Raw genomic sequence first — 26,280 nt, forward strand, 5'->3', positions numbered from 1 at the left:
AAGCCATGGCCACGCCAGCGTCGATGTTCACCGACTACAAGCCCAGCAAGGGTTACGACGAGTATTTCAGCGCCGCCTCCGAGCCGCGCTCGGCCCTGAGTCCCCTGCTCTCGTCCCTCGGTCAGCTGGGGATCGAGGAGATCAACCGCAACCATGCCGCCGCCGGCATGTTGCTCAAGCGCCTCGGCGCCACCTTCCGCCTCAACGGCTCCGGTGAGCGGGGCGGTGAGCGGATCCTTCCCTTCGATCCCCTGCCGCGTCTGATCCGCTCGGGCGAATGGCAGCGGCTGGAACTCGGCCTGATTCAGCGGCTGGAAGCGATCGACAGCTTCCTGGGCGATGTCTACGGCGATCAGAAAATCCTCAGCGACGGGGTCGTGCCCCGGGCGGATGTGGAGAGCTCCCAGGGCTGGCGGCCCCAGATGCAGGGGTTCAAGCCGCCCCTGGGCCGCTGGTGCCACATTTCCGGGCTTGATCTGATCCGCGACGGCCAGGGCACCTGGCGGGTGCTGGAGGACAACCTGCGCTGCCCCTCGGGGGTGGCCTACTTCCTCGAGAACCGCCGCGTGATGAAGCGGATGTTCCCCAGCCTCTTCGCCGGCCGCACGGTGCAGCCCATCGACGACTATCCGTCGCACCTGCTGCAGACCCTGCGCGACCTGGCCCCCTGGACCGACACCCCCAAGGTGGTGCTGCTCACCCCCGGGGTCTTCAACAGCGCCTACTTCGAGCACAGCTACCTGGCCCAGCAGATGGGCATCCAGCTGGTGGAGGGTCGCGATCTGGTCTGCGAGGGGAACCGGGTCTGGATGCGCAGCACCTCCGGGCTCGAGCCGGTGGATGTGATCTACCGCCGGATCGACGACGACTTCCTCGATCCGGCCGTGTTCCGCCCAGACTCGATGCTGGGGGTGCGCGGGCTGATGGAGGCCTACCGGGCCGGGCGCGTGGCGATCGCCAACGCCCCCGGCACCGGTGTGGCCGACGACAAGCTGATTTACGCCTACGTGCCGGAGATGATCCGCTACTACCTGGGGGAGGAGCCGATCATCGAGAACGTGCCCACCTACATCTGCTCCAGGCCCGAAGACCAGGCCTATGTGCTCGCCCATCTCAGCGAACTGGTGGTCAAGTCGGTGGCCGAGGCCGGTGGCTACGGGATGCTGATCGGCCCCCATGCCGATCAGGCCGAGATCCTGTCCTTCTCCGGGAAGATCAAGGCCGATCCCCGCAATTTCATCGCCCAGCCCACCCTGGAGCTCTCCACCGTTCCCTCCCTCAGCGAGGGCGAGCTCTACCCCTGCCACGTCGATCTGCGTCCCTACGTGCTGCGTGGCAAGGGAGCCTGGGTGAGCCCAGGGGGACTCACCCGCGTGGCCCTGCGTCGGGGCTCCCTGGTGGTGAATTCCTCTCAGGGAGGGGGCTGCAAGGACACCTGGATCGTGGATGAGACCTCATGCTGAGTCGGGTCGCCGAATCCCTGTACTGGATCAACCGCTACGTGGAGCGGGCGGAGAACATTTCCCGCTTTCTCGAGGTGAGCGAGGCCATGGCCCTCGACTGCCCCCCCGGCAGTGCCGAGCCCTGGCTGCCGCTGATCGACGCCAGCGGCGACCGTGAACTCTTCGATCGGATCTTTCCCGGCGGGGGCCCCGAAGAAGTGGTGCGCTTCCTGGTCCAGGAGCCGGAGAATCCCAGCAGCATCGTCAACTGCATCGCCGCGGCCCGCGAGAACGCCCGCCAGATCCGCGAGGTGATCACCACGGAGATGTGGGAGCAGCTCAACGATCTCTATCTCACTCTGCTCGAGAGTGATCAGTTCTGGCGTCTCCCTGGCCAGGAGCAGCTCCACGAGGTGCGCAAGGCCTGTCAGCTCTTCTATGGCATCACCGACGCCACCCTGAGCCGCGACCTCTCCTGGCAGTTCAGCAAACTGGGGCGGTTGGTCGAGCGGGCCGACAAAACCAGCCGCATCCTCGACGTCAAGTACTACCTGCTGTTGCCCAGCCCCGAGGAGGTGGGAGGTGTGCTCGATGAGTTACAGTGGATTTCGCTGCTGCGCTCCGCCGGGGCGTACCAGATGTTCCGCCAGTCGCAGCAGCAGGGCATCACGCCAAGGGCCGTGGCCGAGTTCCTGCTGCTCGATCCCATCTTTCCCCGCTCGGTGCGCTACTGCCTCGAGGGGCTGAGCAAGTCGATGCGCGTGATCCGCGGCAATCCGGTGCCCGGCCCGCCCGACGACCTCGAATGCCTCACGGGACGCATGCTGGCCACCTGGAGCTATGTGCGCATCGATGAGCTGATCTCCCAGGGACTGCATGAGGCCATCGACCGCTTTCAGGGCGATCTCAACCGCCTGCATGCCCTGATCGACGCGAACTACTTCGTCGTGGCTTCGCCCCAGGCCGAGCCGGACGACAGCGCCACGGCCGCCGACACCAGCACCGTCGTTTCTGCATCCTCGGCATGCGCGCCCGCGTAACTCACACCCTCAGTTACCGCTATACAGCCCCTGTTCAGCTTGGTCCGCACCGCATCTGCCTGAAGCCGAGGGCGAACGGCTTCCAGCGACTGCTCAGCTTCGATCTCTACATCTCCCCGGATCCCCACCGCCTCCACGCGCTGGTGGCCGCCAGTGGCGACGACATCCTGCGGGCACGCTTCAGCGGGGCCACCGATGCCTTCGACATCCGCTCCCAGTGCGAGGTGGAGACTCAGGTGCCGCCGCTCCTGCAGATCTGCCTCGAGGAGAACGAGCCGTTCCTGCCTTATCCCGTGGGCCAGCTCAACGGCGACCTGCTGGGCAGTCTCGAAGGCTGGCTGCCGAACGGCCAGCACGATCCCGCTGCCGTGGAACTGGCCCAGGAGGCCCTGATGGGCAGCGACCAGCGGGCGCTGATGTTCCTCGACCAGCTGGTGGAGATGATCCAGGACCGGGTCAAGTACACCCAGCGGCACGTCGGGCCGGCCTGGCCTGCCGGACGCACCCTCAAGGAGCGTGTGGGGTCCTGCCGAGACCTGGCCGTGCTGATGATCGAGGCCTGCCGCTGCGTGGGGCTGCCGGCCCGCTTCGTGAGCGGATACCACCTGGTGGAGCCCAGGCCCGACCGCTACGACCTGCACGCCTGGGCCGAGGTGTACCTGCCGGGGGCCGGCTGGCGTGGGTTTGATCCCAGTGGGATGGGGGCGATCGACGATCGCTACATCCCCCTGGCCACCTCCTCCAAGCCCAACCTGGCTGCGGCCGTGATGGGCAGCTTCAGCGGACCAGCCGGGGTCACCAGCGAGATGCAATGGTCGATCGCGGCCGAAGTGCTCAGCGAGGACCACACCGTGCCCAACCTCCTGCACTTCTGAGGCGAACCTTCAGGGAACCTGGAATGAACCTGAATCGGTAACCGTTCCAGCAGCGATGGGGGTGGGTCCCGCAGCATGAAGGGACGAGTCGACACGATCCGCCTCCATGGCAGCCAGCACCGTCCCCCCCACCGACCTCGGCGCGTCGCCATCCCTGGATGGCCACGCCCTGGCCGAGGCGATGCGCCGGCATCTGTTCTTCACGCAGGCCAAGTCACCGTCGCTGGCCACCAGCCACGACTACTACCGGGCCCTGGCGATGGCCGTGCGCGATCAGCTGCTGCAGAGCTGGGTGGACACGGCCGAGGCCTACACCCAGAAGGGGGTGCGCACGGTGTCCTACCTCTCGGCCGAGTATCTGCTGGGTCCTCACCTGGAGAACAACCTCGTCAATCTGGGGCTGCGCGAGGCGGCCCAGGAGGCCTGCGACGAGCTGGGCCTCGATCTGATGCACCTGATCGCCCAGGAGCCGGAACCGGGGCTGGGGAATGGCGGTCTCGGACGCCTGGCGGCCTGTTTCCAGGAATCGATGGCCAGCCTCGAGCTGCCGGCGATCGGCTATGGCATCCGCTACGAATTCGGTATTTTCCGCCAGCAGATCCTGCGCGGCAGCCAGGTGGAGAGCACTGATCCCTGGCTGGCTCAGGGCAACCCCTGGGAAGTGATCCGTGCCGAATGGACCTACCCGGTCACGATCGGGGGTCATACGGTGATGGGCGTGGCCTACGACACCCCGATCCTGGGCTATGGCGTGCACACCGCCAATACCCTGCGGCTGTGGTCGGCCCAGGCGCCGGAATCCTTTGATTTCGCCTCCTTCAATGCCGGTGATTACACCCGTGCAGTGCTGCAGAAGATCAATTCGGAGACCCTGTCGAAGGTGCTCTATCCGAACGATGAGACCGACCAGGGCAAGCAGCTTCGCCTGAGTCAGCAGATCTTCTTTGTGAGCTGCTCCCTGCAGGACATGTTCCGCATCCTCAAGGGGCAGGGGTTGCCGGTCACGGAGTTCCACACCAAATTCGCCGTTCAGCTCAACGACACCCATCCGGCCATCGCCGTGGCCGAGCTGATGCGGCTGCTGATCGATGAGCACGGTGTCGACTGGGACACCGCCTGGTCGATCACCACGGCCTGCATCAGCTACACCAACCACACCCTGCTGCCGGAGGCCCTCGAGACCTGGGGTGTCGACCTGTTCGAGCAGCTGCTGCCGCGCCAGCTGGAGATCATCTACGAGATCAACACCCGCTTCCTGCGCATGGTGCGCATCCGGAATCCAGGCCAGCCGGCCCTTCTGGAGAAGATGTCCCTGATTCAGGAGGGTCCCTACCGCAAGGTGCGCATGGCCAACCTTGCCGTGGTGGGCAGCCATCGGGTCAACGGTGTGGCAGAACTGCACAGCAAGCTGGTGCGCAAGGATCTCTTCTCACACTTCGTGGAGCTGTGGCCGGAGAAGTTCACCAATGTCACCAATGGTGTCACTCCCAGGCGCTGGATTGCCGTGGCGAATCCGTCACTCTCAGCCCTGCTCGATGACACGATCGGCAGCACCTGGCGCCGCGATCTCGGCGAGCTCTCCCGCCTCGAATCGTATGCCGACGATGGAAACTTCCTGGACCGCTGGCGCGGTGTGCGGGATCACAACAAGCAACGACTCTCCAACCTGATCCACCAGCAACTGGGCGTACTGGTGGATCCCGCCTCCCTGTTCGATGTGCAGGTGAAGCGGATCCACGAATACAAGCGCCAGCACCTGGCGGCATTGCAGATCGTTGAGCGTTACCTGCGCATCCGCAACGGCGAGGACCTGCCGCCGCGCACCTTCATCTTTGGAGGTAAGGCAGCCCCGGGCTACGCCATGGCCAAGCTGATCATCCGCCTGATCGGCGGCATCGCCGAGATCGTGAACATGGATCCGGCCATGGATGGGCGCCTGCGGGTGGTGTTCCTGCCCAACTTCAGCGTCAGCCTGGGGCAGAAGGTCTACCCGGCGGTGGATCTCTCCGAGCAGATCTCCACCGCCGGCCTGGAGGCCTCCGGCACCGGCAACATGAAGATGGCCCTGAACGGGGCTGTCACGATCGGTACCCTCGATGGCGCCAACATCGAGATCAGAGATCTCGTGGGCCACGACAACTTCTTCCTGTTCGGCCATACCGCCGAGCAGCTGGAGGTGATCAACCGGGGCGGGTACCATCCGATGCCCTGGCTGGAGAGCGACCCGATCGCGCGGGAGGCCATCGACCTGATCGGCTCCGGCCATTTCAGCGAGGGCGATCGCGATCTGTTCCACCCCCTGCTGGCCAACCTCTGCGGCAGCGATCCCTTCCGAGTCATGGCCGACATCGGCGACTACCGCAGGGCCCACAACGCCGTGGATGCCGCCTGGGTGGATTCCGTGGGCTGGAGCCGCATGTCGCTGCTCAATTCAGCCCGTTGCGGTTTCTTCAGCAGCGACCGCTCGATCCGCGACTATGCAGAACGGATCTGGAACGTGGAGTCGATGCCCATCAATGCCTGCACGGTGCTTCCCTCGGCCCAGCCGGGTTCCCGCTGAGCCGATGGTGGTCACTGAGTCGATCCGGCCGGCCTCCGCGGAACCTGGCTGGATGCCCGTCACCGCCGCGGAGGCGGAGAAGCGCCTGAGCGCCAGGGGCATCCAGCTCACCCTCGGCGGTGAGCCCACGGTGGTGCCGTTCGAACCCGAGGGGGCCGAGTGGTCGGTGGCGGCCGATGGCCCCACCAAGCTCAGCTATGCCCGTCGGCTGGCCGCTGAACTGCAGCGGCGGGTCTGGCCCGGCAGCACCCTGATGTACTGCCCGGGCAAGCGCTACGACGGCGAGGTGAATCCTCGCTGGGCCCTGCGACTGATCACGGGCCTCGATGGCGGTCCCCTGGTGGCATGGCCTCAGCAGGCGCCGACCACATCCCCGGCCGATCAGGCCTCTCTGCCCCACCTGCCGGCCAAGCGGGCCGAGGATTTCCTGCATGGGATCGGCAAGTCCCTCGGCCATGAGGTGCACCCCCTGCGGCTGAAGGATCCCCTGGATCCCAGCTCCAGGATCTGGGCCGTCCCCCTGTCCCACAGCACTCCGACCGAGGAGGAGCCTGACCTCCCCGAAGGCTGGCAGGCCGCCCGCTGGCCGCTGGCCAAACCCCTGCGCGAGCTGCTCCCCGCCAGTGGACCGGCGGGGCTGCGCCTGCCGCTTCAGCACTTCCCGGAAGGTGTGCTGCGTCAGGTGCTCACCCTGGAGGTCAGCCCCCGCGGCTGGAACCTCTTCCTGCCGCCCCTGCCCCGCCAGCCCCTCGAGCAGCTGCTGCATCTGATCGCCGAGGCCAGTACCGGCTGGAGTCAGCCTGAACTCAGCGGCGTGCTCCCCGCTGATCTCGATGGCCGCTGGAATGTGCTGGGGCTGACGGCCGATCCCGGCGTTCTGGAGGTGAACCTGCCCGTCTGCCACGGCTGGGCCGACTACAACTTCTGGATCCACACCCTGACCGAGGCCTCCGAGGCGGTGGGGCTGCGCAGCTGGAAGCAGGTGGGGGAGCGCCAGGAAGGCACCGGCGGTGGCAACCACCTGCTCTGGGGAGGCCCAAGCCTCGAGACCAATCCCTTCTTCTCGAGGCCGGCCTGGCTGGTGGCGATCCTGCGCTTCTGGCAGCGGCATCCCAGCCTCTCCTATCTGTTCGGAAACAGCTCCGTCGGCCCGGCGTCCCAGGCCCCCCGTCTCGATGAAGGCAGTGCCAGTTCCCTGGATCTGCAGCTGGCCCACCGGGCAATCGAATCGCTTCCTGAGGGTGATCAGCGCATCCTGATCAGTGAGACCCTGCGCCACCTCCATGCCGACCGCAGCGGGAACACCCACCGCAGCGAGATCAGCTTCGACAAGTTCTGGAATCCCGCCTGGGCGGCCGGATGTCAGGGCCTGATCGAGTTCCGGGCCATCGAAACCCTGCCCGATCCCGCCTGGACCGGTGCCATCGCCCTGCTGTGGAGCGCCCTGGCCGCCCACCTGCTCGATCCGGCCCACCGCCCCAGCCGGCTCGAGCCCTTCGGCGAGCGTCTTCACGATGCGATGCAGCTGCCGCAGGCCATCTGGACCGACCTTCAGGCGGTGCTGGATCTGCTGGCCCGAGATGGTCTGGTGCTGGAGCCTGAGCCCTTCCGTGGGATCTGGGAGTGGCGTTTCCCCCTGCTGCTGAGCTGGGAGCAGGAGGGAGCCCGGCTGGAGATCCGACGGGCTCTAGAACCCTGGCCCCTGCTCTGCGACACCCCGGTGCAGGGAGGAAACACCAGCCGCTTCGTCGACAGTTCTCTGCAGCGGCTCGAGCTGAAGGCCAATACAGCGTTTCTGCAGTCCTGTTCGCTGCGGTTGAACGGCCGGGAGCTGCCCCTGGGCGACGGCTGGCTCGGCGTGCGCTACCGGCACAGCCGCCTCTACCCCTCCCTCCACCCCTGCATCGATCCCCATCTGCCATTGCGGCTGGAGATCAGTGGCCTGGCCATGGCCGGCTATGAGCTCGGGGCCGAGGGCTCAGACCGGATCAGCTTCGAACCCGTCCCCGTTCCCGAGGATGACGGCAGGCCCCAGGCCCCTCCCTGGCCCGCACCGTCTCCAGGTCTACGCACCCTTGATCTGAGGCTGGGATGAGTCAGCTGCTGATCACCGGCGGTGCCGGCTTCATCGGAAGCCACACCTGCCTGGTTCTGCTGGAAGCGGGCCACAGCCTGGTGGTGCTCGACGATTTCTCCAACAGCTCCCCCGAAGCCCTGAGGCGTGTCCAGGAGCTGGCTGGCCCGGTCGCGGCCCCACGGCTGCAGGTGATCGAAGGTGACCTGCGCCGTTCAGGGGATCTGGCGCGGGCCTTTGCCGCGGCGCCCATCGAGGCCGTGGTCCACTTCGCCGGTCTCAAGGCGGTGGCTGAATCCGTGGCCGATCCCCTGCGCTACTGGGACGTGAATCTGTCGGGCAGTCGCGCCCTGCTGGCGGCCATGGTTCAGGCCGGTTGCCGCACGATTGTCTTCAGCAGCAGTGCCACCCTCTACGGCTCCCCGGAGTCGGTGCCGATCGCCGAATCCGCCCGGGTCGAACCGGTGAACCCCTACGGCTACACCAAGGCGGCGGTGGAGCGGATGCTGGCTGATGTGCATGCCAGCGAGCCGGGCTGGCGGGTGGCGCGGCTGCGCTACTTCAACCCGGTCGGGGCCCACCCCAGCGGACGCATCGGCGAGGATCCAGGGGGCATCCCCAACAATCTGTTCCCCTTCCTCAGCCAGGTGGCGGTGGGCCGCCGCCCACGGCTGCAGGTGTTCGGCTCCGACTGGCCCACCCCCGACGGCACCGGCGTCCGCGATTACATCCACGTGATGGATCTGGCGGAGGGCCACAGGGCGGCCCTTGAGGTGTTGATGGCCGAGCCCCCCCAGCTGCTCACCCTCAACCTGGGCAGCGGCCGGGGCCATTCGGTGCTGGAGGTGGTGGCGGCCTTCGAGCGGGCCTGCGGCACCCCCGTTCCCTATGACCTGGTGCCCAGGCGGTCAGGAGATGTGGCGGCGACCGTGGCGGATCCGTCGCTGGCGGAACGGCGCCTGTCCTGGCGTACCCAGCGCGACCTCGACGCCATCTGTCGCGATGGCTGGGCCTGGCAGCGTGCCAATCCCCAGGGCTATGGGCCTCGTGGGGACTGACGACCCACTCCAGCAGCACCTGATCCTGGCCGGGGGCGGCCACAGCCATGCCCTGCTGCTGCGCCGCTGGGCGATGGAGGGTCTTCCCCGGGGGGTGCTGATCACCCTGGTGAGCCGCACCAGCACCGCGCTCTACAGCGGGATGGTGCCGGGCCTGATCGCCGGGCTCTACAGCCGCCGCGAGACCGGCATCGATCTTCGTCGCCTCTGCGACCGTGCTGGGGTGCGCTTCGTGCGGGCCGAGATCACCGGTCTGAATCCGGCCGAGCGTGAGCTGCGGCTGGCTGGCCGTCCTTCCCTGCACTGGGACAGGCTCAGCCTGGATGTGGGGGCTGTCACGCCGGGTTCCGGCGGCATGGCGATCAAGCCGCTGGAGCCGTTTCTGGCCTGGTGCGGGGCCCTGACGCCCGGCGAGGCCCCCAGCCGGGTGCTGGGTGGCGGGGCTGCCGGGGTGGAGGTGGCCCTGGCGCTGAAGGCCCGGGGCCTGAGGGTGGAGCTGGTGCGACGCGGGGACAGCCTTGCCCTGGGCTCGCCAGGGGCCAACCGGGCCGGCGAGCGGATGCTGGCGGCGGCGGGCGTGGCCCTGAGGACCGCCGATCCCGAAGCCGACCCCGGCGTGCCGGCCGATGGCCCGGCCCCCCTTGTGCGCTGCACGGGCAGCCGGGCTCCGCACTGGCTGGCGGCCGGCGGTCTGCCCTGTGATCCGTCCACGGGTCGCGTCTTCACGGAGGCCAGCCTTGAGGTGGAAGGCCATCCCGGTGTGTTCGCCTGCGGCGACTGCGGCCTGGTGCGCGCGGCGCCACGCTCTCCCAGCGGGGTCTGGGCGGTGCGTGTGGCTCCGGTGCTGGCGGCCAATCTGCGCCGCTCCCTGCGCGGGGAACCCCTGCGCCCCTGGCATCCCCCCCGCTGTGCCCTGCAGCTGCTGGGGGACGGCGGTGCCGTCGATGGCCAGCCCCGTGCCCTGGCTCAGTGGGGACCCCTGTGCCTGGGGCCCTCCCGCTGGCTGTGGTGGTGCAAGGCCTGGATCGACCGCCGCTTCATCAGCCGCTTCCAGGCCCTGGCGCCTATGGCCGAGGAGAGCCCCTGCCGGGGCTGCGCTGCCAAGCTGGGTGCCGCTCCCCTGCGCGGGGCCCTGGAGCGGCTGGGATCACCCGGGGGGGACGATGCCGCGGTGATCGCCGGTTCGCTGGATGAAGGACTGGTGCTGCAGAGCCTCGATGGCTTCCCCGCCCTGGTGGGCGATGACTGGCTGAACGGCCGGCTCACCACCCTGCATGCCTGCTCCGACCTCTGGGCCTGCGGCGCCCGGGTGGAGAGCGCCCAGGCCCTGGTGACCCTGCCCCGGGGAGCGGCGGCGCTGCAGGAGGAGTGGTTGCTCCAGACCCTGGCCGGGGTGCGCTCTGTGCTCGATCCCCTCGCTGCCCGGCTGGTGGGGGGGCACACGCTGGAGCAGCGCACCACAGCCGAGGGACTCAGCCTCGCTCTGAGCGTGACCGGCCGTTCTGAGCCGGGCCGTTTCTGGGCCAAGGGCGATCTGGCCGCCGGTGATCGGTTGCTGCTCAGCCGCCCGATCGGCAGCGGTGTGCTCTTCGCGGCAGCGATGGCCGGTGCGGCGGAGCCGGAGTGGCTCGACGGGGTCCTGGAGGAGATGGCTCAAAGCCAGCAGCCGCTGGTGGACCTGCTGGCCGCCCATGGCTGCCGCGCCTGCACCGATGTGACGGGGTTCGGCCTGCTGGGGCACCTCGGCGAGATGTTGCAGGCCGCGGCGGAACCCCTGCGGGTGGTGCTGGAGCCCCAGGCCCTGCCCGCCTTCTCCGGGGCGCTGGAGCTGCTGGAGCGGGGCTTCGCCAGCAGCCTGGCCCCCGCCAACCGCAGCGCCTGGGTGGAGCTGGAGAGTGGCAGGGTTCAGGCCGGGGCGCTCAAGCCCTGCTTGCGGGAGCTGCTGATCGACCCCCAGACCTGCGGTCCGTTGCTGGCGTCACTGCCGGCAGCGGCGGCCGAGGCGGCACTGGCTGCCGTGCGTGCCGGAGGATTTCCCCGGGCCGAGCTGATCGGGACGGTGCTGGCGGCCCCGGCCTGAGAAGGCCTTGGACCTCAGCGGTCCCGGACCTCAGCGCACCGGAAGGCTCATGTCCGAGCGGCCGTAGCGGTCATCGAAGCGGACGATGTCGTCTTCGCCGAGGTAGGGGCCGCTCTGCACCTCGATCATCTCCACGGGGATCTTGCCGGGATTGCTGAGACGATGTTTGGAGCCAAGCGGGATGTAGGTGCTCTGGTTTTCGCCCAGGAGCTCCTGGATGCCGTCTTTTTCCACCACGGCGGTGCCCTGCACCACCACCCAGTGCTCGGCGCGGTGGTGGTGCATCTGCAGCGAGAGGCTGGCTCCGGGGTTGACCATGATCTTCTTGACCTGCCAGCGGCTGCCCTCGACGATGCCGTCGTAGGAGCCCCAGGGACGGTAGATGCGGCGGTGGGCCTTCCCTTCGGGGCTGCCGCTGACGGCGAGGCGGTTCACGATGGTCTTGACCTCCTGGGCGCGGTCGCGGTGGGCCACCAGCACGGCGTCATCGGTTTCGACCACCACCAGGTCCTCCACCCCCAGGCCCACCACCAGCCGGTGTTCGCTGCGCAGGTAGCAGTTGCGTGACCCTTCACTGATCACCCGGCCCCGCAGCACATTGCCGTCGTCATCGCGCGTTCCGGTGTCCCACAGGGCGCTCCAGCTGCCCACATCGCTCCAGCCCGCCTTCAGGGGCAGTACCGCGCCCAGGCCCGTGCGCTCCATCACCGCCACGTCGATGGCGACATTGGGGCAGCTGGCGAACGACTCCCGCTCCAGGCGCAGGAAATCGAGATCGGCGCTGTCGTGGTCGATGGCGGCGCGGCAGCAGCTCACCACCTCCGGGGCCAACCGCTCCAGTTCGGCGAGGATGGCGCTGGCACGGAACAGGAACATCCCGCTGTTCCAGGTGAAGCGGCCGCTGGCCAGGAAACTCTCCGCCGTGTCCGCATCGGGCTTCTCCACGAATCGGGCGATCGGAGTGGGGGCCGGAATCGACGCTTCGCCAGGGCCTGTGCTGGCCCTGGTCAGGGGCTCCACCGCCTCGATGTAGCCGTAGCCGGTTTCCGGGGCCGTGGGCACGATGCCGAAGGTCACCAGCAGGCCTCCCTCGGCCGCGGCGCGGCCAGCCTCGACTGTGGCGCGGAAGCGTGCTCCGTCCTGGATGACGTGATCGGCGGCGAGCACCAGCAGCAGGGGATCCTCCCCCCGGCTGGTGGCGTGCAGGGCCGCCACGGCGATCGCCGGGGCTGTGTTGCGGCCGAGAGGTTCCAGCAGGATGGCGCCGGGCTCCACCCCGATCTGGCGCATCTGCTCGGCCACGATGAACCGGTGGTCCTCGTTGCAGATCAGCAGCGGAGGGGCCAGCTGGTTCAATCCCTTGAGCCGCAACTGGGTCTGCTGCAGCAGGGTCTCCTCGCCGCTGCCGGACAGGGGCCAGTACTGCTTGGGATAACTGGCGCGCGACAGCGGCCAGAGGCGGGTGCCGGTGCCGCCGCAGAGGATCACTGGCACGAGGGCGACCGCTGGGCTCATCGTCTGATCTTCCCTTGATGGGTCAATGCTGGCTCGAATCTTATGGGGAACACCCCGGAGCGCCAGCGGTCAGTCCCAGCCTCAGGTGTCGAGCAGCCCCGGCGGCGGCGTGATCTCGAGCCAGCCGCCGGCGATGTCCACCCGTGGCACGATCGCCTCCACGAAGGGGATCAGCGCCCGCCGGGGCTGGTCACCGCTGAGCTCGACCTCCAGCAGGTCGTTGCCGGCATGGATCAGATCCACCACGGTGCCGATCACCTCGCCATGGGGCGCCAGTCGAACCTGCAGTCCCTGCAGGTCGAGCAGGTGGAACTCCCCCTCCTGCAGCCGGGGCCGATCGCCCGCTTCCACCAGGAGATCCTGATGCACCAGGGCCTCGGCCTCCTCCCGCGTGCCGACCCCCTCCAGCCGCACCACGAACAGTTCCCGGCCGGGCAGTTGACGGCCGGAGAGCAGTCGCACGGCCCGGGCGGGCTCCTGGGCCCGGCGCAGCCAGCGCTGACCAGGCCGGGTGAAACGTTCAGGGAAGTCGGTGCGGGGCAGCACCCTCAGCTCTCCCTGCAGCCCCTGGGCCGCCACCACCTTCCCCACCACCAGCCACGCCTCCGGCGCGTCCGTTTCGCTCACCATCGCTTCACCACCATCGACTGACCCGCCGGGCATCTGCGCCCATCCTGCCGATCGGCTTGATAATGGAACCAACTTCTGCACTCACTCCATGGCTGCGGCTGAGTCCTCTTCAGCAGATGCGTCGCCTGAGGTGGCGCCGGTGCTTCCAGGCACCACCGTGGTGGTCCGCGATGGACGCTCGATCTACAACGGCTACAGGGGTTTTGTGCAACGCATCAGCGGCAGCCAGGCAGCTGTGCTGTTCGAAGGGGGCAACTGGGACAAGCTGGTCACGATGCCGTTGAAGACCCTGGAAGCGAGCTGATCGCCTGCCGCTGCTCGAGAGCCGAGCGGGCCGCCTGCTGCTCGGCGCCTCGGCGGGACCCTCCCCAGCCTTCCGCCACCGGCTGCCCTTGCAGATCCACCCAACAGTGGAAGCGCCGGGGGTCGCCATGGCGGCGGCTGTGTTCTTCACAGCGGTAGTGGGGCAGGCCGAGCCCCCGGGCCTGGCTCCACTCCTGCAGACCCGTTTTCCAGTTGTGGCGGTAGGGATCGGCCAGCAGCTCGCTGGTGCTCCGCTGCCAGTGGGGGGTGAGCCAGGTGTGCACCGGCTCCAGACTGCCAGTGGCCTCATAGAGCCCGCCGATCAGGGCCTCGCAGATCTCGGCGCGGATCGTCTGCCGCGCCGCGCTGTCCCCCGCCGCCACCGGGCCGAGGTGAACCATCGCCTCGATGCCGCAGCACTGTCCCAGCTCCGCCAGCCAGCGGTCGCTCACCAGCTGGGCCCGCAGGGCCGAGCGCTGGCCGACGTCCATGGTCTTGTGATGGCGCTCGAGAAACTCCGCCGCTGCCAGGCGCAGGACGGCATCTCCGAGAAACTCCAACCGCTCGTGGTTGATCGGCAGGCCGGCGGAGCTGTGGGTGAGGGCCTCCTCGACCGGGGCGAGATCGAAGTCGGGGTTGAGGGGATCAGTCAGCCCGGGGCCCCTCAGTCCGAGGTCCGCGAGGAACTGCACCAGGCTGCGGCAGCGCTCGTCACTCAGGGGCACGGGAGCTTCGCGGAGGGCCGTTGGCCTCCCTGCAGAGGCCGGAAAGGGTGAAAGCAGGACATAAGCCGGGTTCTGTTCCGGTCCGCCGGGGCGGACCGGGGTGGGCATCTGTCTGGGACCGCCGTTACCGACGGCCTCGAGCGGCGCACTTGTGTCGGGACGGGTGTCATGGCCAACCGTTGTCCCTGGGCCTTGCTCCCAGCCGGGGTTTACCGAGCCAGCACCTCTCGATGCTGCTGGTGCGCTCTTACCGCACCCTTGCACCCTTGCCTGTGCTCGGGGCCAGGCCCCGGCCATCGGCGGTGTGTTTCTGTGGCACTATCCTCACGGTCACCCGCACTGGGCGTTACCCAGCAAGCCTGGCCATTGGGGAGCCCGGACTTTCCTCAACCGAAGCCGGAGCCACCAGCCGAAGCCGGCGTCACCCTTCGATCGCGACCACCTCGCCTGCTTTCGAAGCCGAGTTTAGGTTGCGTGGGGATCGGGTCGGATAATGGTGACGTTGGGGCTGTAGCTCAGCCGGATAGAGCGACGGTTTCCTAAACCGTAGGTCGTGGGTTCGAGTCCCGCCAGCCCCGTCTGCCCACGTGGTAGGGAACGCTACCGGTGGTGGCCTTCCCAAACAGTGCTCCCTGGCTAGCGTGGGCGCGGCCGTGAATCCTGAATGAACGAGCTTCACGATCTCCGTCTGCGCTTGCTGGTTCAGCAGGAGGGTGAACGGATCGCCCGCAGTCAGCCCGACGAGCTGGATCTCTCTGTCGTCCAGGCCCGCTGCCTCTGCTGGCTGGCCCTCCTGGCCGAAGTGCATCAGGAGCAGTCGGTCGAGGCGGAGCAACGGGGCGACATGGAGCAGGCGATGGGCTGGTTCGCCGACTCGATGCGCCTGCGCGATGTGATCCAGCTGGTGAGCTCGATCGAAATCCCGCTGCCCAGCATCCAGGAGGACGGCGACGACAGCGACGATGACGACGACCAGCTGGACCTGCTCGGCCCCTTCGATCGTCTGGTCTGAGCCATCAGGAGTTCTCGGCGGCGCCCCTGAGCATCCAATGCCATGATGGACGTTAAGGAACCAAGGGAGCGCGGTGCCCGAAGAGCCCTGCCAATGCCCTGACTGCCAACGGTTCTATCGGGAACATGACCGATTGATCCGGGAGAACCCCACCCTGCGGCAGCAGCAGGAACTGAACTGGGCGGCCCTGCAGTCCTTCCGCACCCTGGCCGGCCGGGTGCTCGAAGAGCTGCAGAAGAGCCAGGGTGACGGCGAAGCCGAGGTGCCGGCCCCTCAGCCCGCCTCCGCAGCTGCGTCAGGGGCCGCTGGCGCTCCCGAGGAGGAGGGCCTGCAGCAGGCGATCGCCGATCTCGAGAACATCAACGCCCACCTGTTCTCGATCGAAGCGTTGATGGAGCGCATCTTCGATGTGCGTGTGCCTGAGGATGTGGAGCAGAAATTCCGGGAGGTGGCCGGAGAGCTGGCCCCCGACCCCCTCAATGCCGACCGTCTGCGGCTGAACCGCCTGCTCCACCAGACCCCCGACCTTCCGGACCACCGGCCCTGAGGCCCCTCAGTCGATCACGCAGCTGATCGTCACCGGGAACGGCTCCGCCCGCCAGATCCTCTCGGCGTATTCACGGATGGAGCGGTCGCTGCTGAAGAAGCCGGTGCGTGCCGTGTTCAGCAGTGACATCCGGTTCCAGGTGGTGCGATCACCCCAGGCCTGACTGACCGCGTCCTGGGCGCGCATGTAGTCGCTGAAGTCCGCCATCACGAAGTAGGGATCCCGGCCGGTGAGGTTCTGGAGCAGGGGCTTGAACAGCTCCGTGTCGCCATTGCTGAAGTGACCCTGCTCCACCAGGTGCAGAACCTCCGGCAGTTCCGGGATGCTCGGAATCAGCTCCCAGGGGTGGTAGGGCCCCGCGCGCAGGGCCTCGATGCCGTCGGTGGTGTGCCCGAAGAGGAAGAAATTCTCGGCGCCCACCTGCTCACGGATCTCCACGTTGGCGCCATCGAGGGTGCCGATGGTGAGTGCTCCGTTCATGGCGAATTTCATGTTGCCGGTGCCGGAGGCCTCCAGCCCGGCCGTGGAGATCTGCTCGGAGAGGTCCGAGGCCGGATACACCCGTTGCCCCAGGCTGACGTTGTAGTCGGGCAGGAACACCACCCTCAGGCGGCCGTCCATGTCCGGGTCGGCGTTGACCGTTTCGGCGATGCCGTTGAGGAAGCGGATGATCAGCTTGGCCATGTAATAGCCGGGAGCCGCCTTGCCTCCGAAGATCACGGTGCGCGGGGCGAGGGTGTCGCCCAAGCCGTTCTTGATGCGCAGGTACTGGGCGATCACCTGCAGGGCATTCAGATGCTGGCGCTTGTATTCGTGGATCCGTTTCACCTGCACATCGAAGAGCGTGGAGGGATCCACCAGCAGCCCGCTCTGGCGGTGGATGTAGTGGGCCAGCTGACGCTTCACCGCCAGCTTGGTCTGGCCCCAGCGCTCCAGGAAGCCTGCATCGTTCTGGAAGGCCTCCAGCTTGCGCAGCTCGTCCAGGTTGCGGACCCAGTCCTGGCCGATCACCTCATCGAGCAGCTCCCTCAGCAGGGGGTTGGCAAGGGCGATCCAGCGTCGGGGGGTGACGCCGTTGGTGACATTGGTGAATTTCTCCGGCCAGAGGGAGGCGAATTCCGGGAAGAGCTGTGTACGCACCAGTTCGCTGTGCAGGGCCGCCACGCCGTTGACGTGGTGGGAGGCCACGGTGGCCAGGTGGGCCATCCGTACCGCCTTGCCGTCGTTCTCATCGATGATCGACACCCGGCGCAGCATCGTCTCGTTGCCCGGATGCTTCAGCCGCACCGTCTGCAGGAAGCGTCGGTTGATCTCGAAGATCAGCTCCAGATGCCGCGGCAGGAGCGAGCCGAACAGATCCAGGCCCCATTTCTCCAGGGCCTCGGGCAGAAGGGTGTGGTTCGTGTAGGCCAACGAACGGGTGGTGATGTCCCAGGCGTCATCCCAGCTGAGGTTCTTGTGATCGATCAGCAGCCGCATCAGCTCGGCCACGGCGATGGCCGGGTGAGTGTCGTTCAGCTGCACCGCCCAGTGCTCCGGGAAGTCGGTGATCGGCAGGTCACGCAGTTCCAGGCTGCGCAGCATGTCCTGCAGGGAACAACTGACGAAGAAGTGCTGCTGCTTGAGGCGCAGGCGCCGGCCCTCATCGGTGCCGTCGTTGGGGTAGAGCACCTTCGAGAGGGTTTCGGAGCCCACCTTCTCCTCCACGGCTCCGTAGTAGTCGCCGATGTTGAAGGCGTAGAAATCGAAGCTCTCGGAGGCTTCCGCCTGCCAGAGCCGCAGGCGGTTGCAGGTGTTCACCCTGTAGCCCAGCACCGGCACGTCGTGGGGAACACCGATGGCGTGCTCGGAGGGAATCCAGCGCACCCGGTAGGCCCCCTCGTTGTCGCGGTAGCTCTCGGTGCGGCCGCCGAAGCCGACGAAACAGGCCTGATCGGGGCGGGGCAGTTCCCAGGGCCAGCCGCTCTTGAGCCATTTGTCGGTGATCTCCACCTGCCAGCCATCGCGGATCAGCTGATCGAAGATCCCGAACTCGTAGCGGATGCCATAGCCGGTGGCAGGGATCTCGAGGCTGGCCAGGGATTCCAGATAGCAGGCGGCCAGGCGGCCGAGTCCCCCATTGCCCAGACCCGGTTCCTCCTCCACGTCGAGGATTTCCTCGAGCGAGTCGATGCCGAAACGGCGCAGGGCTTCGGCCGCTTCGTCCCTGATGCCGAGCATCAGCAGATTGTTGTCCAGCTGGGGACCGATCAGGAATTCGGCTGAGAGGTAGGCCACCACGCGGGCAGGCGTGGCCGAGATCGCTTCGATCCCCGCCAGGTAGCGGGTCATCAGCCGGTCGCGCACCGCGTAGCTGAGGGCCACGTAGAGGTCGTGATGGCTGGCCGTGGGGGCGAGCTTGCCGAGTGTGTAGAAGAGGTGCTCGGTCATGCCGTCGAAGACACCATCGGCCGTCAGGCCGCTGCGATCAGGGTCGGCAAAACAGCCCGGGGTGGGCAGCCTCAGCTGGCTGGGCGGAGCTTCGGTCATGGGGGCGGGGCGAAGGGGGTGAAGCGGCGAAGCTGAACAACGGATGGCGGTGAAACGCGATGCCGGTCCGATCCGTGCGTCTGGCCAGTCTGGCCCAGTCGCGAGGGCGATGCCCCTGCAGGCGGAGCGGGCCGCTGGGCCGGCGCCGGATCCACCGCTGTTCGGTGTGGATTCACTGATGGTGGCCAGGGATTCGTCTGGACAGATTCCGATCCCCGCGGCCGATCCCGTCTAACGTCGCGGCCAACTTCACTCAAGTGCCGCGACACCGGCCTGCATGACCTTTCCGACCCTGCTGCTCGAAATCGGCAACCACAACGTGGAGGTGGCCGAAACCCTGATCGGCGTGGGCCGTTTCCTGCTGATTTTCCTGGCCGCGCGCACCCTGGCCGAGCTGATGGTGCGCCTGCAGCTCCCTACCATCCTCGGCGAGCTGGTGGCGGGCGTGCTGATCGGTCTCTCGGGCCTGCATCTGATCCTTCCACCGGACACCGGGGCGGAGCTGAGCAACTGGTTCACGTCCACCGTGGCCTCCCTCTCTTCGCTGCCGCCCGAGGCGGTCCAGTCGATCTACATCGAGACCTTCCCCAACCTGCAGGCGGTGGCCACCCTCGGCCTGTTCGCCCTGCTTTTCCTGACGGGGCTGGAGAGCGAGCTCGATGAGCTGATGGCGGTGGGAGCCCAGGCCACCACCGTGGCCTGCACGGGCGTGGCCCTGCCCTTCGCCCTCGGCACCTTCGGCCTGCTCTATTTCTTCCACGTGCCGCTGATTCCGGCCATTTTCGCCGGCGCCGCGATGACCGCCACCAGCATCGGCATCACGGCCAGTGTCTTCGGCGAACTCAAATACCTCAAGACCCGCGAGGGGCAGACGGTGATCGGCGCCGCCGTGCTCGATGACATTCTCGGCATCGTGATCCTGGCGGTGGTCGTGGCTGTGGCCGGCGGCGGTGCCCTCGAGGTGGGTCCGATCATCAAGTTGCTCCTGGCCGCGGCCCTGTTCGTCGGCGTCTCCCTCTTCCTGAGCCGCACGGCAGCCCCGGCCTTCGACTGGCTGCTGGATCTGCTCAAAGCCCCCGGCGAGGTGGTGGTGGCCTCCTTTGTGGTGCTCTGCGTCTGCTGTTTCGCCGCCCAGGCCATCGGTCTGGAGGCGGCCCTCGGGGCCTTCGCCGCCGGTCTGATCCTGAGCGGATCCCGCCACACCCACGCGATTCAGGAAACGGTGAAGCCGCTGGTGTCGCTGTTCGCCACCATCTTCTTCGTGCTGATCGGCACCAGCATGGACCTCACCGTGCTCAACCCGATGGACCCCGCCAACCGCCCAGGGCTGGTGATGGCCGCCTTCCTGCTGGTGGTCGCGATCATCGGCAAGGTGGCCTCAGGCTGGACCTATTTCAGCAAGGAGAAGACCAACCGTCTGGTGGTCGGCATCGGCATGATGCCCCGCGGCGAGGTGGGCCTGATCTTCCTCGGTCTGGGCACCCAGGCCGGCCTGCTCACCCCGGCTCTGGAGGCGGCGATCCTGCTGATGGTGATCGGCACCACGTTCCTCTCACCGATCCTGCTGCGGCTTGTGCTCAGCCGCGAGGAGAAGCTGGCCGAGCAGCTGGCCTGATCCTGCGACCGTTTCAGCCGGCCAGGCCCGCGCCGGCTCAGCTCTCGTCGCGCCGTGAGGCCAGGGTCCAGAAGGCCCCGGCCAGCACAGCCATCAACCCCAGGCTGGCGGCCCAGCTGGGGCTCAGCACCCAGCTCAGCCCCAGCTGGGTGATCCCCCCCACGGCAAAGGCCAGCAGCACGCTGCTCAGCAGCAGCACGATCTGACGCAGCCCATCGGAAAGCGGCCCCTCCGCCAGAGCTTCTTCCAGCCGGGACAGGGGCAGCGAGAGGGGCAGGTACAACGCCAGCGCCCACAGGGCCGTTCCCGGCAGCAGGCTGGACAGCTCGAGCACGGAGCGAACCCCCCGAAGTGATCCCTAGCATCGACGACCAAGCCACACCTGCGTTGATCGGCCCTCGCTCCGAGCCCTGGACCCATGGAGGACACGGGGTCCATGCCCTGGCCAGCCGACCGGCTCAGCCCGAGGGCCCGGCTGTTCTGCTGGTGCATGGCTTCGGCGCCTCCACCGACCACTGGCGCTACAACATTCCCGTGCTGGCCGAGCGCCATGAGGTGCATGCCCTCGATCTGCTGGGCTTCGGCCGCAGTGCCAAGACCCAGGGCCTGCCCTATGGAGGAGGTCTCTGGCGGGATCAGCTGGTGGCCTACGTGCGGGAGCGGATCGGCCGGCCCACGGTGCTGGTGGGCAATTCCCTCGGCGGCTTTGCCGCCCTGGCGGCGGGGGTGGCCCTGGGCCCCGATGCGGCCGGGGTGGTGCTGATCAATGCCGCCGGACCCTTCAGCGACGAGCAGGCCGAGCCGAAGGGCTGGGGCGCGATCACCAAGCGCACGATCGGCGGCGCCCTGTTGCGCAGTCCAGTGCTGCAGCGCCTGCTGTTCGAGAACCTGCGCCGCCCGGCGACGATCCGGCGCACCCTCAATCAGGTCTACATCGATCGCACCAACGTGAATGAGGAGCTGGTGGAGGCGATCCGGCGGCCCTCGCTGGATCCTGGGGCCTTCGGCGTGTTCCGCACCGTCTTTGACATCCCCCGTGGCCAGCCCCTGGACGAACTCTTCGCCCAGCTCCAGGCCCCTCTGCTGCTGCTCTGGGGGATCCGCGACCCCTGGATCAACGCCGCCGGGCGCCGCGCCGCCTTCCAGCGCCATGCTCCAGCCGGCACCAGGGAGGTGGTGCTCGATGCCGGTCACTGTCCCCACGATGAAGTGCCCGAGCAGGTGAACGCTGCCCTGCTGGAGTGGCTCGCGAGCCTGCCCGATGCCTGAGCTGCCATGCCCCTGACCCACCGCACCACGCCTTACCCCCACTGGGAGTTCAGCACTGGGGCAGGCGGGGATCTCCTGCGGCTGGTGCCGGAGAGGGGCGGCCTGCTCAGCGGCTGGCGTTGCAACGGGCGAGAGCTGCTTTATCTCGATGAGGAGCGGTTCGCCGATCCGTCTCTCTCGGTGCGGGGCGGCATGCCGGTGCTGTTCCCGATCTGCGGCAACCTCCCCGCTGATCAGCTGCCGCTGCCGCAGGGCAGCTTCACGCTCAAGCAGCATGGCTTTGCCCGGGATCTGCCCTGGGAGCTCGAGGAGCTGGAGGTCGGGGACGGCGTGCGCCTGGGCCTGAGCGAGAGCCCCATCAGCCTGGCGATGTTCCCGTTCCCCTTCCGGCTGCAACTTGAGCTGCGTCCGGAGCCAGCGGCTCTGGCGATCACGGTGCTGGTTCACAACTCCGGGTCGCAACCACTGCCGTTCGCCTTCGGATTGCACCCCTACTTCGCCGTGTCCTCCCTGGCCTCGACGGTGCTGCAGGGCCTGCCGGAGGAGTGCTTCGACCACGGCTCCATGGCGCCCGCTGCTACCGCCCCGCTGCTGGAGCTGCTCGAGCGGGGGGTGGATCTGCTGGTCGAGCCCGCTGGTCCGGTGCGCCTGCTGGATCAGCAGACGGGCCTGGCGTTGGAGCTGCAGGCCGAAGCCCCCTTCGATCTGGCGGTGGTCTGGAGCGATCCTCCCCGCTCGATGGTCTGCCTCGAGCCCTGGACGGCACCCCGGGGCGCTCTGGTGAGCGGTGAGCGGCGGCTGGTGCTGCCTCCCGGGCAGACCTGCCGGCTCGCCTGCCGTTACCAGCTCATCGAGGGTTCCGGGTTCAGCCCTGAGGATCAGGAGTGATCCAACACGGTCCCCCAGACCCATGTCTTGTTCAACATCCGATGGGTGGGCGGGGATGGCATGGACTTCGTCCCTGAGGTGCCGCCCTTGGGCACTCGCTTCCAGGACAGGGAGTCTGGGGCGGACAGGCGGGATTCTCCGGCCTGTCGACCAGCCCCGGGATTCACGCCCTGGTAGCGACCATCACAGCGCCAGGCTCCTGATGGGGTGAGGGTTCGGAGGCGGAAGCAGCTTCTAGGGTTCCGGTTGGCGTCAGTTCGCTTCGGCGAGCCCGGCGCGGCGTCTGGTCCGAGAGAAGCTCACCGGGGTCACCCGGTTGCACGGAGGGATAAAAGCCCGGGAGACCGCACCCCCCCCCCCACCTCCGTGTTGTGCCATGACCGCATCTTCAGGCCCGGAAGGGGCCTTCGACCGTTGTATGCAGGCCTCGCCCGCTGGCCGCCAGGGCGCCGAGGCCCTTGAGAAGGAGGCCCGGCTGCCTCTCACCGGCTGGCAGCAGGAGGTGGATCAGGGCCTGCGCTATGGACTCGAAGCGGCCGAGAGCATCGTCGATCGGCGCATCTCCACCTTCTCCCGCGGTGAGCTGCCCCACTACGCGGGCATCAACACCTTCATGAAGGCGCCCTACATCGAAGACGTGTATCGCGTCGGCGAGTTCGATGTGGCGATCCTGGGCGTGCCCCACGATTCCGGCACCACCTACCGTCCCGGCACCCGCTTCGGCCCCCAGGGCATCCGGCGCATCTCGGCGCTCTACACGCCCTACAACTACGAAATGGGTGTGGATCTGCGCGAGTCGATCAGGCTCTGCGATGTCGGCGACATCTTCACGATCCCCGCCAACAATGAGAAGAGTTTCGATCAGATCTCCAAGGGCGTGGCTCACGTGTTCGCGAGTGGCGCCTTCCCGATCATCCTCGGCGGCGATCATTCGATCGGCTTCCCCACCGTGCGCGGGGTCTGCCGTCACCTGGGTGACAAGAAAGTCGGCATCATCCACTTCGATCGTCATGTCGACACCCAGGAGATCGATCTCGACGAGCGCATGCACACCTGCCCCTGGTTCCATGCCACCAACATGGCCAACGCCCCGGCCCAGAACCTGGTGCAGTTGGGCATCGGCGGCTGGCAGGTGCCGCGCGAGGGGGTGAAGGTCTGCCGGGAGCGGGGCACCAACGTGCTCACGGTCACCGACATCTGCGACATGGGCCTGGAGGCGGCGGCTCAGTTCGCGATCGAGCGCGCCACCGATGGCACCGACTGCGTCTACATCTCCTTCGACATCGACTGCATCGATGCCGGCTTCGTGCCGGGTACGGGCTGGCCTGAGCCCGGCGGCCTGTTGCCGCGCGAAGCGCTCAAGCTGCTGGAGCTGATCGTGCGCAACGTGCCGGTCTGCGGCCTTGAGGTGGTGGAGGTGTCGCCCCCCTACGACATCAGCGACATGACCTCGCTGATGGCCACGCGGGTGATCTGCGACACCATGGCTCATCTGGTGGTCAGCGGGCAGCTGCCGCGCAGGCAGCGCCCGGCCTGGCTGCATGACACCTGCAACATGGCCGTCGATCAGGCGTGGAGGTGAGCCATGCATGAGGTCGACATGACCAAGTGCCTGCTGCTCTCCCTGCAGGAGTGGAAGCGTGGGCAGGAGCCCCAGACGCCGGTGGTGGCGGCGGTGCATCTCCAGGTGGGTGATTTCACCTGTGTGGAACCGGAGGCGCTGCGGTTCACCTTCGCCGCCGCGGTGAAGGGCACCTGGCTCGACGGCTCGACGCTCGAGATCGACACCGTTCCCCTCAGGGCCCGCTGCCTGGGCTGCTCCGATGTCTACGCCCCCGATCCCGAGCGGGCCTACCGCTCCCCCTGCTGCGATCGGCCCATGGAGGAGATCGTCAGCGGCCGCGAGCTGCGCATCCGCTCCGTCGATTACAGCCTGCCTCAGCAGATCTCAGATCCCGCTGCCGTTCCCTCGCGCTGATCCCCCATGCACATGCCCCTCAGCGACACTCTCGGCCTGAACCTGATGGCCGCCAATCAGCACCAGGCGGAGCACAACCGCGAGCACTTCGAGGCCTGGAACCTGCTCTGCCTCAACGTGATGAGCAGCCCCGGCGCCGGCAAGACCTCCCTGCTGGAGCGCACGATCACGGCTCTCGCGCCGCAGCTGGAGATGGCGGTGCTGGAGGGCGACATGACCACCCAGCTCGATGCCCAGCGCCTGGAAGCGGTGGGGGTACCGGTGGTGCCGATCACCACGGGTCGCGCCTGCCACCTCGATGCGGCGATGGTGAGCGGTGGCCTGCGCCAGCTCCGGGCTCAGCTCGACCCGGCCGCTCTCGATCTGCTCTGGGTGGAGAACGTGGGCAACCTGGTCTGTCCTGCTGAATTCGAGGTGGGCGAGCACCTCAAGGTGGCCCTCCTCAGCGTCACCGAAGGCGACGACAAGCCACTCAAGTACCCGGTGATGTTCCGAGAGGCCGATTGCGTGCTGATCACCAAGGTGGATCTGCTCCCCTACCTGTCGGTCGAGGTGAGCCGCATCGAAGCGCACATCCGCGCGGTCAACCCTGAGGCTGTGGTCTTTCAGGTCTCGGCCAGCAGCGGCGCCGGGCTCGAGGACTGGATCCAGTGGGTGCTGACCACCACCAGGGAGCACACCCGCGCGGCCGTGCTGGCGGAGGTGGGATGAGCAGTCTGCATTCCCTGGTGTCGTCCTCCGATCCGCTCACGGAACCCCAGCTCAGCTGGCAGCAGCGCAAGCTCGATCTCCTCAGTCAGGGGGTGAGCTATGCCCTGGCGAGCTTCGTGGATCTGCACGGCACCAGCAAGGCCAAAGCGGTGCCTCTGGATCATTTCGAGGCGATGCTCGCTGGCTCGGAACTGTTCACCGGTGCCGCCCTCGATGGCGTCCCCCAGGACGTGAGCGACGACGAAGTGGCGGCGATCCCCGACCTGGCCACCGCCACGGTGTTGCCCTGGCGCCGCGATGTGGTCTGGCTGGCCAGCAGCCTGCATCTGCACGGGCAGCCCTTCGAGGCCTGCAGCCGCAACATTCTGATTCGTGCCCTCGCTGAAGCCCGGCGGATGGGGTTCCGCTTCAACCTCGGCATCGAGACCGAATTCTTCGTGCTGCGCCGTGGTGCCGATGGAGCCCTCCGGCCCGCCAGCTCCCGCGACACCCTCGAGAAACCCTGTTACGACCTCACCGGCCTGCTCGACAATCTGCCCTGGCTCGATGAGCTGGTGCAGGCGATGAATGATCTCGGCTGGGGGGTGTATTCCTTCGATCACGAAGATGGCAATGGGCAGTTCGAGACCGACTTCGCCTATGCCGAGGCGCTCACCATGGCAGACCGCCTCACCTTCTTCCGGCTGATGCTCAAGGAGATCACCCACCGCCACGGGTTGATCGCCAGCTTCATGCCCAAACCCTTCAGTGATCGCACCGGCAGCGGCGCCCACTTCAACATGTCGCTGGCGGATCCGGCCACGGGACGAAATCTCTTCGCGGGCGACGCCCCTGGCAGCATCACCCCATTGGCGGAGCAGTTCATCGCCGGGGTCCTGCGCCATGCTCCGGCGATCTGCGCCGTGATCGCCCCCACGGTGAACAGCTACAAGCGTCTGGTGGCCCAGGGATCCATGAGTGGCTTCACCTGGGCGCCGGTGTTCATCTGCTACGGCAACAACAACCGCACCAACATGCTGCGGATTCCATCCGCTGGCGGCCGGGTGGAATGCCGCGCGGCCGACAGTGCCTGTAATCCCTATCTCGGAGCAGCGATGATCCTCGCGGCCGGGCTGGAAGGCATCCGCGACGAGCTGGATCCTGGTTCACCCAATCTCGTCAACGCCTACCGGCTCAGCCCCGAGCAGCGGGTCGGGAGGGGGTTGAAGGTTCTGCCACGAACCCTGGGTGAAGCCATCGAGGCCTTTGCCGCCGATCCACTTTCCCGCGCGGTGTTCGGTGATGCCATGGCTGACGCCTTCATCGACTACAAACGAGCCGAATGGGCCGAGTATCACGGCTGCGTGTCGGACTGGGAGCTGACGCGTTATCTCGAATTTCTCTGAGCCATCTCCACCACGCTTTTGTTTCTCCCAGTCCTTTATTCCTT

22 protein-coding genes, 1 tRNA gene, 1 other RNA gene and 1 riboswitch are annotated in these 26,280 nt (G+C 67.4%); of the genes, 18 read left to right on the plus strand and 6 right to left on the minus strand.

Annotation, left to right across the window (positions count from 1 at the left end):
- Positions 1-23: 23 nt before the first annotated feature.
- The 7 genes from I1E95_RS08495 (at position 24) to selD (ending at position 11,129) form a co-directional block, all read left to right on the plus strand.
- Positions 24-1,463: a circularly permuted type 2 ATP-grasp protein gene (locus I1E95_RS08495; RefSeq protein ID WP_197167297.1), complete on the plus strand. Its 1,440-nt coding sequence runs from the start codon at positions 24-26 to the stop codon at positions 1,461-1,463.
- Complete coding sequence (locus I1E95_RS08500; RefSeq protein ID WP_197161227.1) at positions 1,457-2,482, plus strand: alpha-E domain-containing protein; 1,026 nt, start codon at positions 1,457-1,459, stop codon at positions 2,480-2,482. The genes I1E95_RS08495 and I1E95_RS08500 overlap by 7 nt, the downstream gene beginning before the upstream one ends.
- Positions 2,467-3,357, plus strand: a complete 891-nt coding sequence (locus I1E95_RS08505; protein ID WP_197161229.1) for a transglutaminase family protein — start codon at positions 2,467-2,469, stop codon at positions 3,355-3,357. The genes I1E95_RS08500 and I1E95_RS08505 overlap by 16 nt, the downstream gene beginning before the upstream one ends.
- Before the next feature lie 106 nt (positions 3,358-3,463).
- Positions 3,464-5,917, plus strand: a complete 2,454-nt coding sequence (locus tag I1E95_RS08510; RefSeq protein WP_197161232.1) for a glycogen/starch/alpha-glucan phosphorylase — start codon at positions 3,464-3,466, stop codon at positions 5,915-5,917.
- Positions 5,918-5,921: 4 nt separating this feature from the next.
- Positions 5,922-8,012: a transglutaminase family protein gene (locus tag I1E95_RS08515; protein WP_231594505.1), complete on the plus strand. Its 2,091-nt coding sequence runs from the start codon at positions 5,922-5,924 to the stop codon at positions 8,010-8,012.
- Complete coding sequence (gene galE, locus I1E95_RS08520) at positions 8,009-9,049, plus strand: UDP-glucose 4-epimerase GalE (protein ID WP_197161237.1); 1,041 nt, start codon at positions 8,009-8,011, stop codon at positions 9,047-9,049. The genes I1E95_RS08515 and galE overlap by 4 nt, the downstream gene beginning before the upstream one ends.
- Positions 9,030-11,129 carry a selenide, water dikinase SelD gene (selD, locus tag I1E95_RS08525; protein ID WP_197167299.1) on the plus strand — a complete coding sequence of 700 codons (2,100 nt, stop codon included), beginning with the start codon at positions 9,030-9,032 and terminating at the stop codon, positions 11,127-11,129. The genes galE and selD overlap by 20 nt, the downstream gene beginning before the upstream one ends.
- A 30-nt stretch (positions 11,130-11,159) precedes the next feature.
- On the opposite strand, the gene I1E95_RS08530 is transcribed toward selD, so the two are convergent.
- Both I1E95_RS08530 and rimM read right to left on the minus strand, forming a co-directional pair.
- The gene (locus I1E95_RS08530) at positions 11,160-12,644 is read right to left on the minus strand and encodes a mannose-1-phosphate guanylyltransferase/mannose-6-phosphate isomerase (protein ID WP_197161240.1); all 1,485 of its coding nucleotides are present in this window, start codon (positions 12,642-12,644) and stop codon (positions 11,160-11,162) included.
- A gap of 81 nt (positions 12,645-12,725) precedes the next feature.
- On the minus strand, positions 12,726-13,274 hold the full coding sequence (gene rimM, locus I1E95_RS08535; protein ID WP_197167301.1) for a ribosome maturation factor RimM: 549 nt from the start codon (positions 13,272-13,274) through the stop codon (positions 12,726-12,728).
- 88 nt (positions 13,275-13,362) lie between these two features.
- Here rimM and I1E95_RS08540 point away from each other — a divergent pair, with 88 nt between their 5' ends.
- A complete protein-coding gene (locus tag I1E95_RS08540; RefSeq protein WP_197161255.1) occupies positions 13,363-13,578 on the plus strand; it encodes an NAD(P)H dehydrogenase subunit NdhS in 216 nt (71 codons plus the stop codon).
- Here the strand turns inward: I1E95_RS08540 and rnc are convergent.
- Together rnc and rnpB are read right to left on the minus strand one after the other, a co-directional pair.
- Positions 13,544-14,296, minus strand: coding sequence for a ribonuclease III (gene rnc, locus I1E95_RS08545; protein WP_197167303.1), 753 nt, complete (start codon positions 14,294-14,296; stop codon positions 13,544-13,546). The genes I1E95_RS08540 and rnc overlap by 35 nt on opposite strands.
- A 51-nt stretch (positions 14,297-14,347) precedes the next feature.
- Positions 14,348-14,757, minus strand: an RNA gene (gene rnpB, locus I1E95_RS08550) — RNase P RNA component class A.
- Between the two features lie 49 nt (positions 14,758-14,806).
- Here rnpB and I1E95_RS08555 point away from each other — a divergent pair.
- The 3 genes from I1E95_RS08555 (at position 14,807) to I1E95_RS08565 (ending at position 15,861) form a co-directional block, all read left to right on the plus strand.
- A tRNA-Arg gene (locus I1E95_RS08555) sits at positions 14,807-14,880 on the plus strand.
- An 86-nt stretch (positions 14,881-14,966) separates the two neighbouring features.
- Positions 14,967-15,314, plus strand: coding sequence for a hypothetical protein (locus tag I1E95_RS08560; RefSeq protein WP_197161259.1), 348 nt, complete (start codon positions 14,967-14,969; stop codon positions 15,312-15,314).
- A gap of 73 nt (positions 15,315-15,387) precedes the next feature.
- Positions 15,388-15,861 carry a hypothetical protein gene (locus I1E95_RS08565; protein WP_197161262.1) on the plus strand — a complete coding sequence of 158 codons (474 nt, stop codon included), beginning with the start codon at positions 15,388-15,390 and terminating at the stop codon, positions 15,859-15,861.
- Positions 15,862-15,867: 6 nt separating this feature from the next.
- Here I1E95_RS08565 and I1E95_RS08570 read toward each other — a convergent pair whose 3' ends face one another.
- Entirely contained in the window at positions 15,868-18,390 is a 2,523-nt protein-coding gene (locus I1E95_RS08570; protein ID WP_197161264.1) for a glycogen/starch/alpha-glucan phosphorylase, read from the minus strand.
- 277 nt (positions 18,391-18,667) lie between these two features.
- Between I1E95_RS08570 and I1E95_RS08575 the strand changes: the two genes are divergently transcribed.
- Positions 18,668-20,005, plus strand: coding sequence for a cation:proton antiporter (locus I1E95_RS08575; protein ID WP_197161267.1), 1,338 nt, complete (start codon positions 18,668-18,670; stop codon positions 20,003-20,005).
- A gap of 37 nt (positions 20,006-20,042) precedes the next feature.
- Here I1E95_RS08575 and I1E95_RS08580 read toward each other — a convergent pair whose 3' ends face one another.
- Positions 20,043-20,339, minus strand: a complete 297-nt coding sequence (locus tag I1E95_RS08580; protein WP_197161270.1) for a hypothetical protein — start codon at positions 20,337-20,339, stop codon at positions 20,043-20,045.
- 53 nt (positions 20,340-20,392) lie between these two features.
- Here I1E95_RS08580 and I1E95_RS08585 point away from each other — a divergent pair, with 53 nt between their 5' ends.
- The 6 genes from I1E95_RS08585 to glnT all read left to right on the plus strand — a co-directional run bounded on the left by I1E95_RS08585 (position 20,393) and on the right by glnT (position 26,236).
- Positions 20,393-21,274, plus strand: coding sequence for an alpha/beta fold hydrolase (locus I1E95_RS08585; RefSeq protein WP_197161272.1), 882 nt, complete (start codon positions 20,393-20,395; stop codon positions 21,272-21,274).
- A gap of 6 nt (positions 21,275-21,280) precedes the next feature.
- Positions 21,281-22,162 (plus strand): galactose mutarotase, encoded by an 882-nt coding sequence (locus I1E95_RS08590; RefSeq protein WP_197161275.1) that lies wholly within the window; start codon positions 21,281-21,283, stop codon positions 22,160-22,162.
- Positions 22,163-22,385: 223 nt separating this feature from the next.
- Positions 22,386-22,507, plus strand: a riboswitch (guanidine-I (ykkC/yxkD leader).
- Positions 22,508-22,580: 73 nt separating this feature from the next.
- Positions 22,581-23,744 (plus strand): agmatinase, encoded by a 1,164-nt coding sequence (speB, locus tag I1E95_RS08595; protein WP_231594971.1) that lies wholly within the window; start codon positions 22,581-22,583, stop codon positions 23,742-23,744.
- A gap of 3 nt (positions 23,745-23,747) precedes the next feature.
- Positions 23,748-24,140, plus strand: a complete 393-nt coding sequence (locus tag I1E95_RS08600; RefSeq protein ID WP_197161280.1) for a hydrogenase maturation nickel metallochaperone HypA — start codon at positions 23,748-23,750, stop codon at positions 24,138-24,140.
- Between the two features lie 6 nt (positions 24,141-24,146).
- Positions 24,147-24,851, plus strand: coding sequence for a hydrogenase nickel incorporation protein HypB (gene hypB, locus I1E95_RS08605; RefSeq protein WP_197161282.1), 705 nt, complete (start codon positions 24,147-24,149; stop codon positions 24,849-24,851).
- The gene (gene glnT / locus I1E95_RS08610) at positions 24,848-26,236 is read left to right on the plus strand and encodes a type III glutamate--ammonia ligase (protein WP_197161284.1); all 1,389 of its coding nucleotides are present in this window, start codon (positions 24,848-24,850) and stop codon (positions 26,234-26,236) included. Before hypB ends, glnT begins: the two co-directional genes overlap by 4 nt.
- Positions 26,237-26,280 lie beyond the last annotated feature (44 nt).

The sequence above is a fragment of the Synechococcus sp. CBW1107 genome (genome assembly GCF_015841355.1).
GTDB lineage: Bacteria > Cyanobacteriota > Cyanobacteriia > PCC-6307 > Cyanobiaceae > Regnicoccus_A.

What these genes read in the sequence shown, in the direction of transcription:
- I1E95_RS08575 (WP_197161267.1), top strand. Translation starts at nt 18,668, where the DNA reads ATGACCTTTCCGACCCTGCTGCTCGAAATCGGCAACCACAACGTGGAG.
- I1E95_RS08505 (WP_197161229.1), top strand. Translation starts at nt 2,467, where the DNA reads ATGCGCGCCCGCGTAACTCACACCCTCAGTTACCGCTATACAGCCCCT.
- glnT (WP_197161284.1), top strand. Translation starts at nt 24,848, where the DNA reads ATGAGCAGTCTGCATTCCCTGGTGTCGTCCTCCGATCCGCTCACGGAA.
- I1E95_RS08570 (WP_197161264.1), bottom strand. Translation starts at nt 18,390, where the DNA reads ATGACCGAAGCTCCGCCCAGCCAGCTGAGGCTGCCCACCCCGGGCTGT.
- selD (WP_197167299.1), top strand. Translation starts at nt 9,030, where the DNA reads ATGGGCCTCGTGGGGACTGACGACCCACTCCAGCAGCACCTGATCCTG.
- I1E95_RS08500 (WP_197161227.1), top strand. Translation starts at nt 1,457, where the DNA reads ATGCTGAGTCGGGTCGCCGAATCCCTGTACTGGATCAACCGCTACGTG.
- speB (WP_231594971.1), top strand. Translation starts at nt 22,581, where the DNA reads ATGCAGGCCTCGCCCGCTGGCCGCCAGGGCGCCGAGGCCCTTGAGAAG.
- I1E95_RS08510 (WP_197161232.1), top strand. Translation starts at nt 3,464, where the DNA reads ATGGCAGCCAGCACCGTCCCCCCCACCGACCTCGGCGCGTCGCCATCC.
- I1E95_RS08515 (WP_231594505.1), top strand. Translation starts at nt 5,922, where the DNA reads ATGGTGGTCACTGAGTCGATCCGGCCGGCCTCCGCGGAACCTGGCTGG.
- I1E95_RS08560 (WP_197161259.1), top strand. Translation starts at nt 14,967, where the DNA reads ATGAACGAGCTTCACGATCTCCGTCTGCGCTTGCTGGTTCAGCAGGAG.
- rimM (WP_197167301.1), bottom strand. Translation starts at nt 13,274, where the DNA reads ATGGTGAGCGAAACGGACGCGCCGGAGGCGTGGCTGGTGGTGGGGAAG.
- I1E95_RS08590 (WP_197161275.1), top strand. Translation starts at nt 21,281, where the DNA reads ATGCCCCTGACCCACCGCACCACGCCTTACCCCCACTGGGAGTTCAGC.
- galE (WP_197161237.1), top strand. Translation starts at nt 8,009, where the DNA reads ATGAGTCAGCTGCTGATCACCGGCGGTGCCGGCTTCATCGGAAGCCAC.
- I1E95_RS08540 (WP_197161255.1), top strand. Translation starts at nt 13,363, where the DNA reads ATGGCTGCGGCTGAGTCCTCTTCAGCAGATGCGTCGCCTGAGGTGGCG.
- I1E95_RS08530 (WP_197161240.1), bottom strand. Translation starts at nt 12,644, where the DNA reads ATGAGCCCAGCGGTCGCCCTCGTGCCAGTGATCCTCTGCGGCGGCACC.
- hypB (WP_197161282.1), top strand. Translation starts at nt 24,147, where the DNA reads ATGCACATGCCCCTCAGCGACACTCTCGGCCTGAACCTGATGGCCGCC.
- I1E95_RS08600 (WP_197161280.1), top strand. Translation starts at nt 23,748, where the DNA reads ATGCATGAGGTCGACATGACCAAGTGCCTGCTGCTCTCCCTGCAGGAG.
- I1E95_RS08495 (WP_197167297.1), top strand. Translation starts at nt 24, where the DNA reads ATGTTCACCGACTACAAGCCCAGCAAGGGTTACGACGAGTATTTCAGC.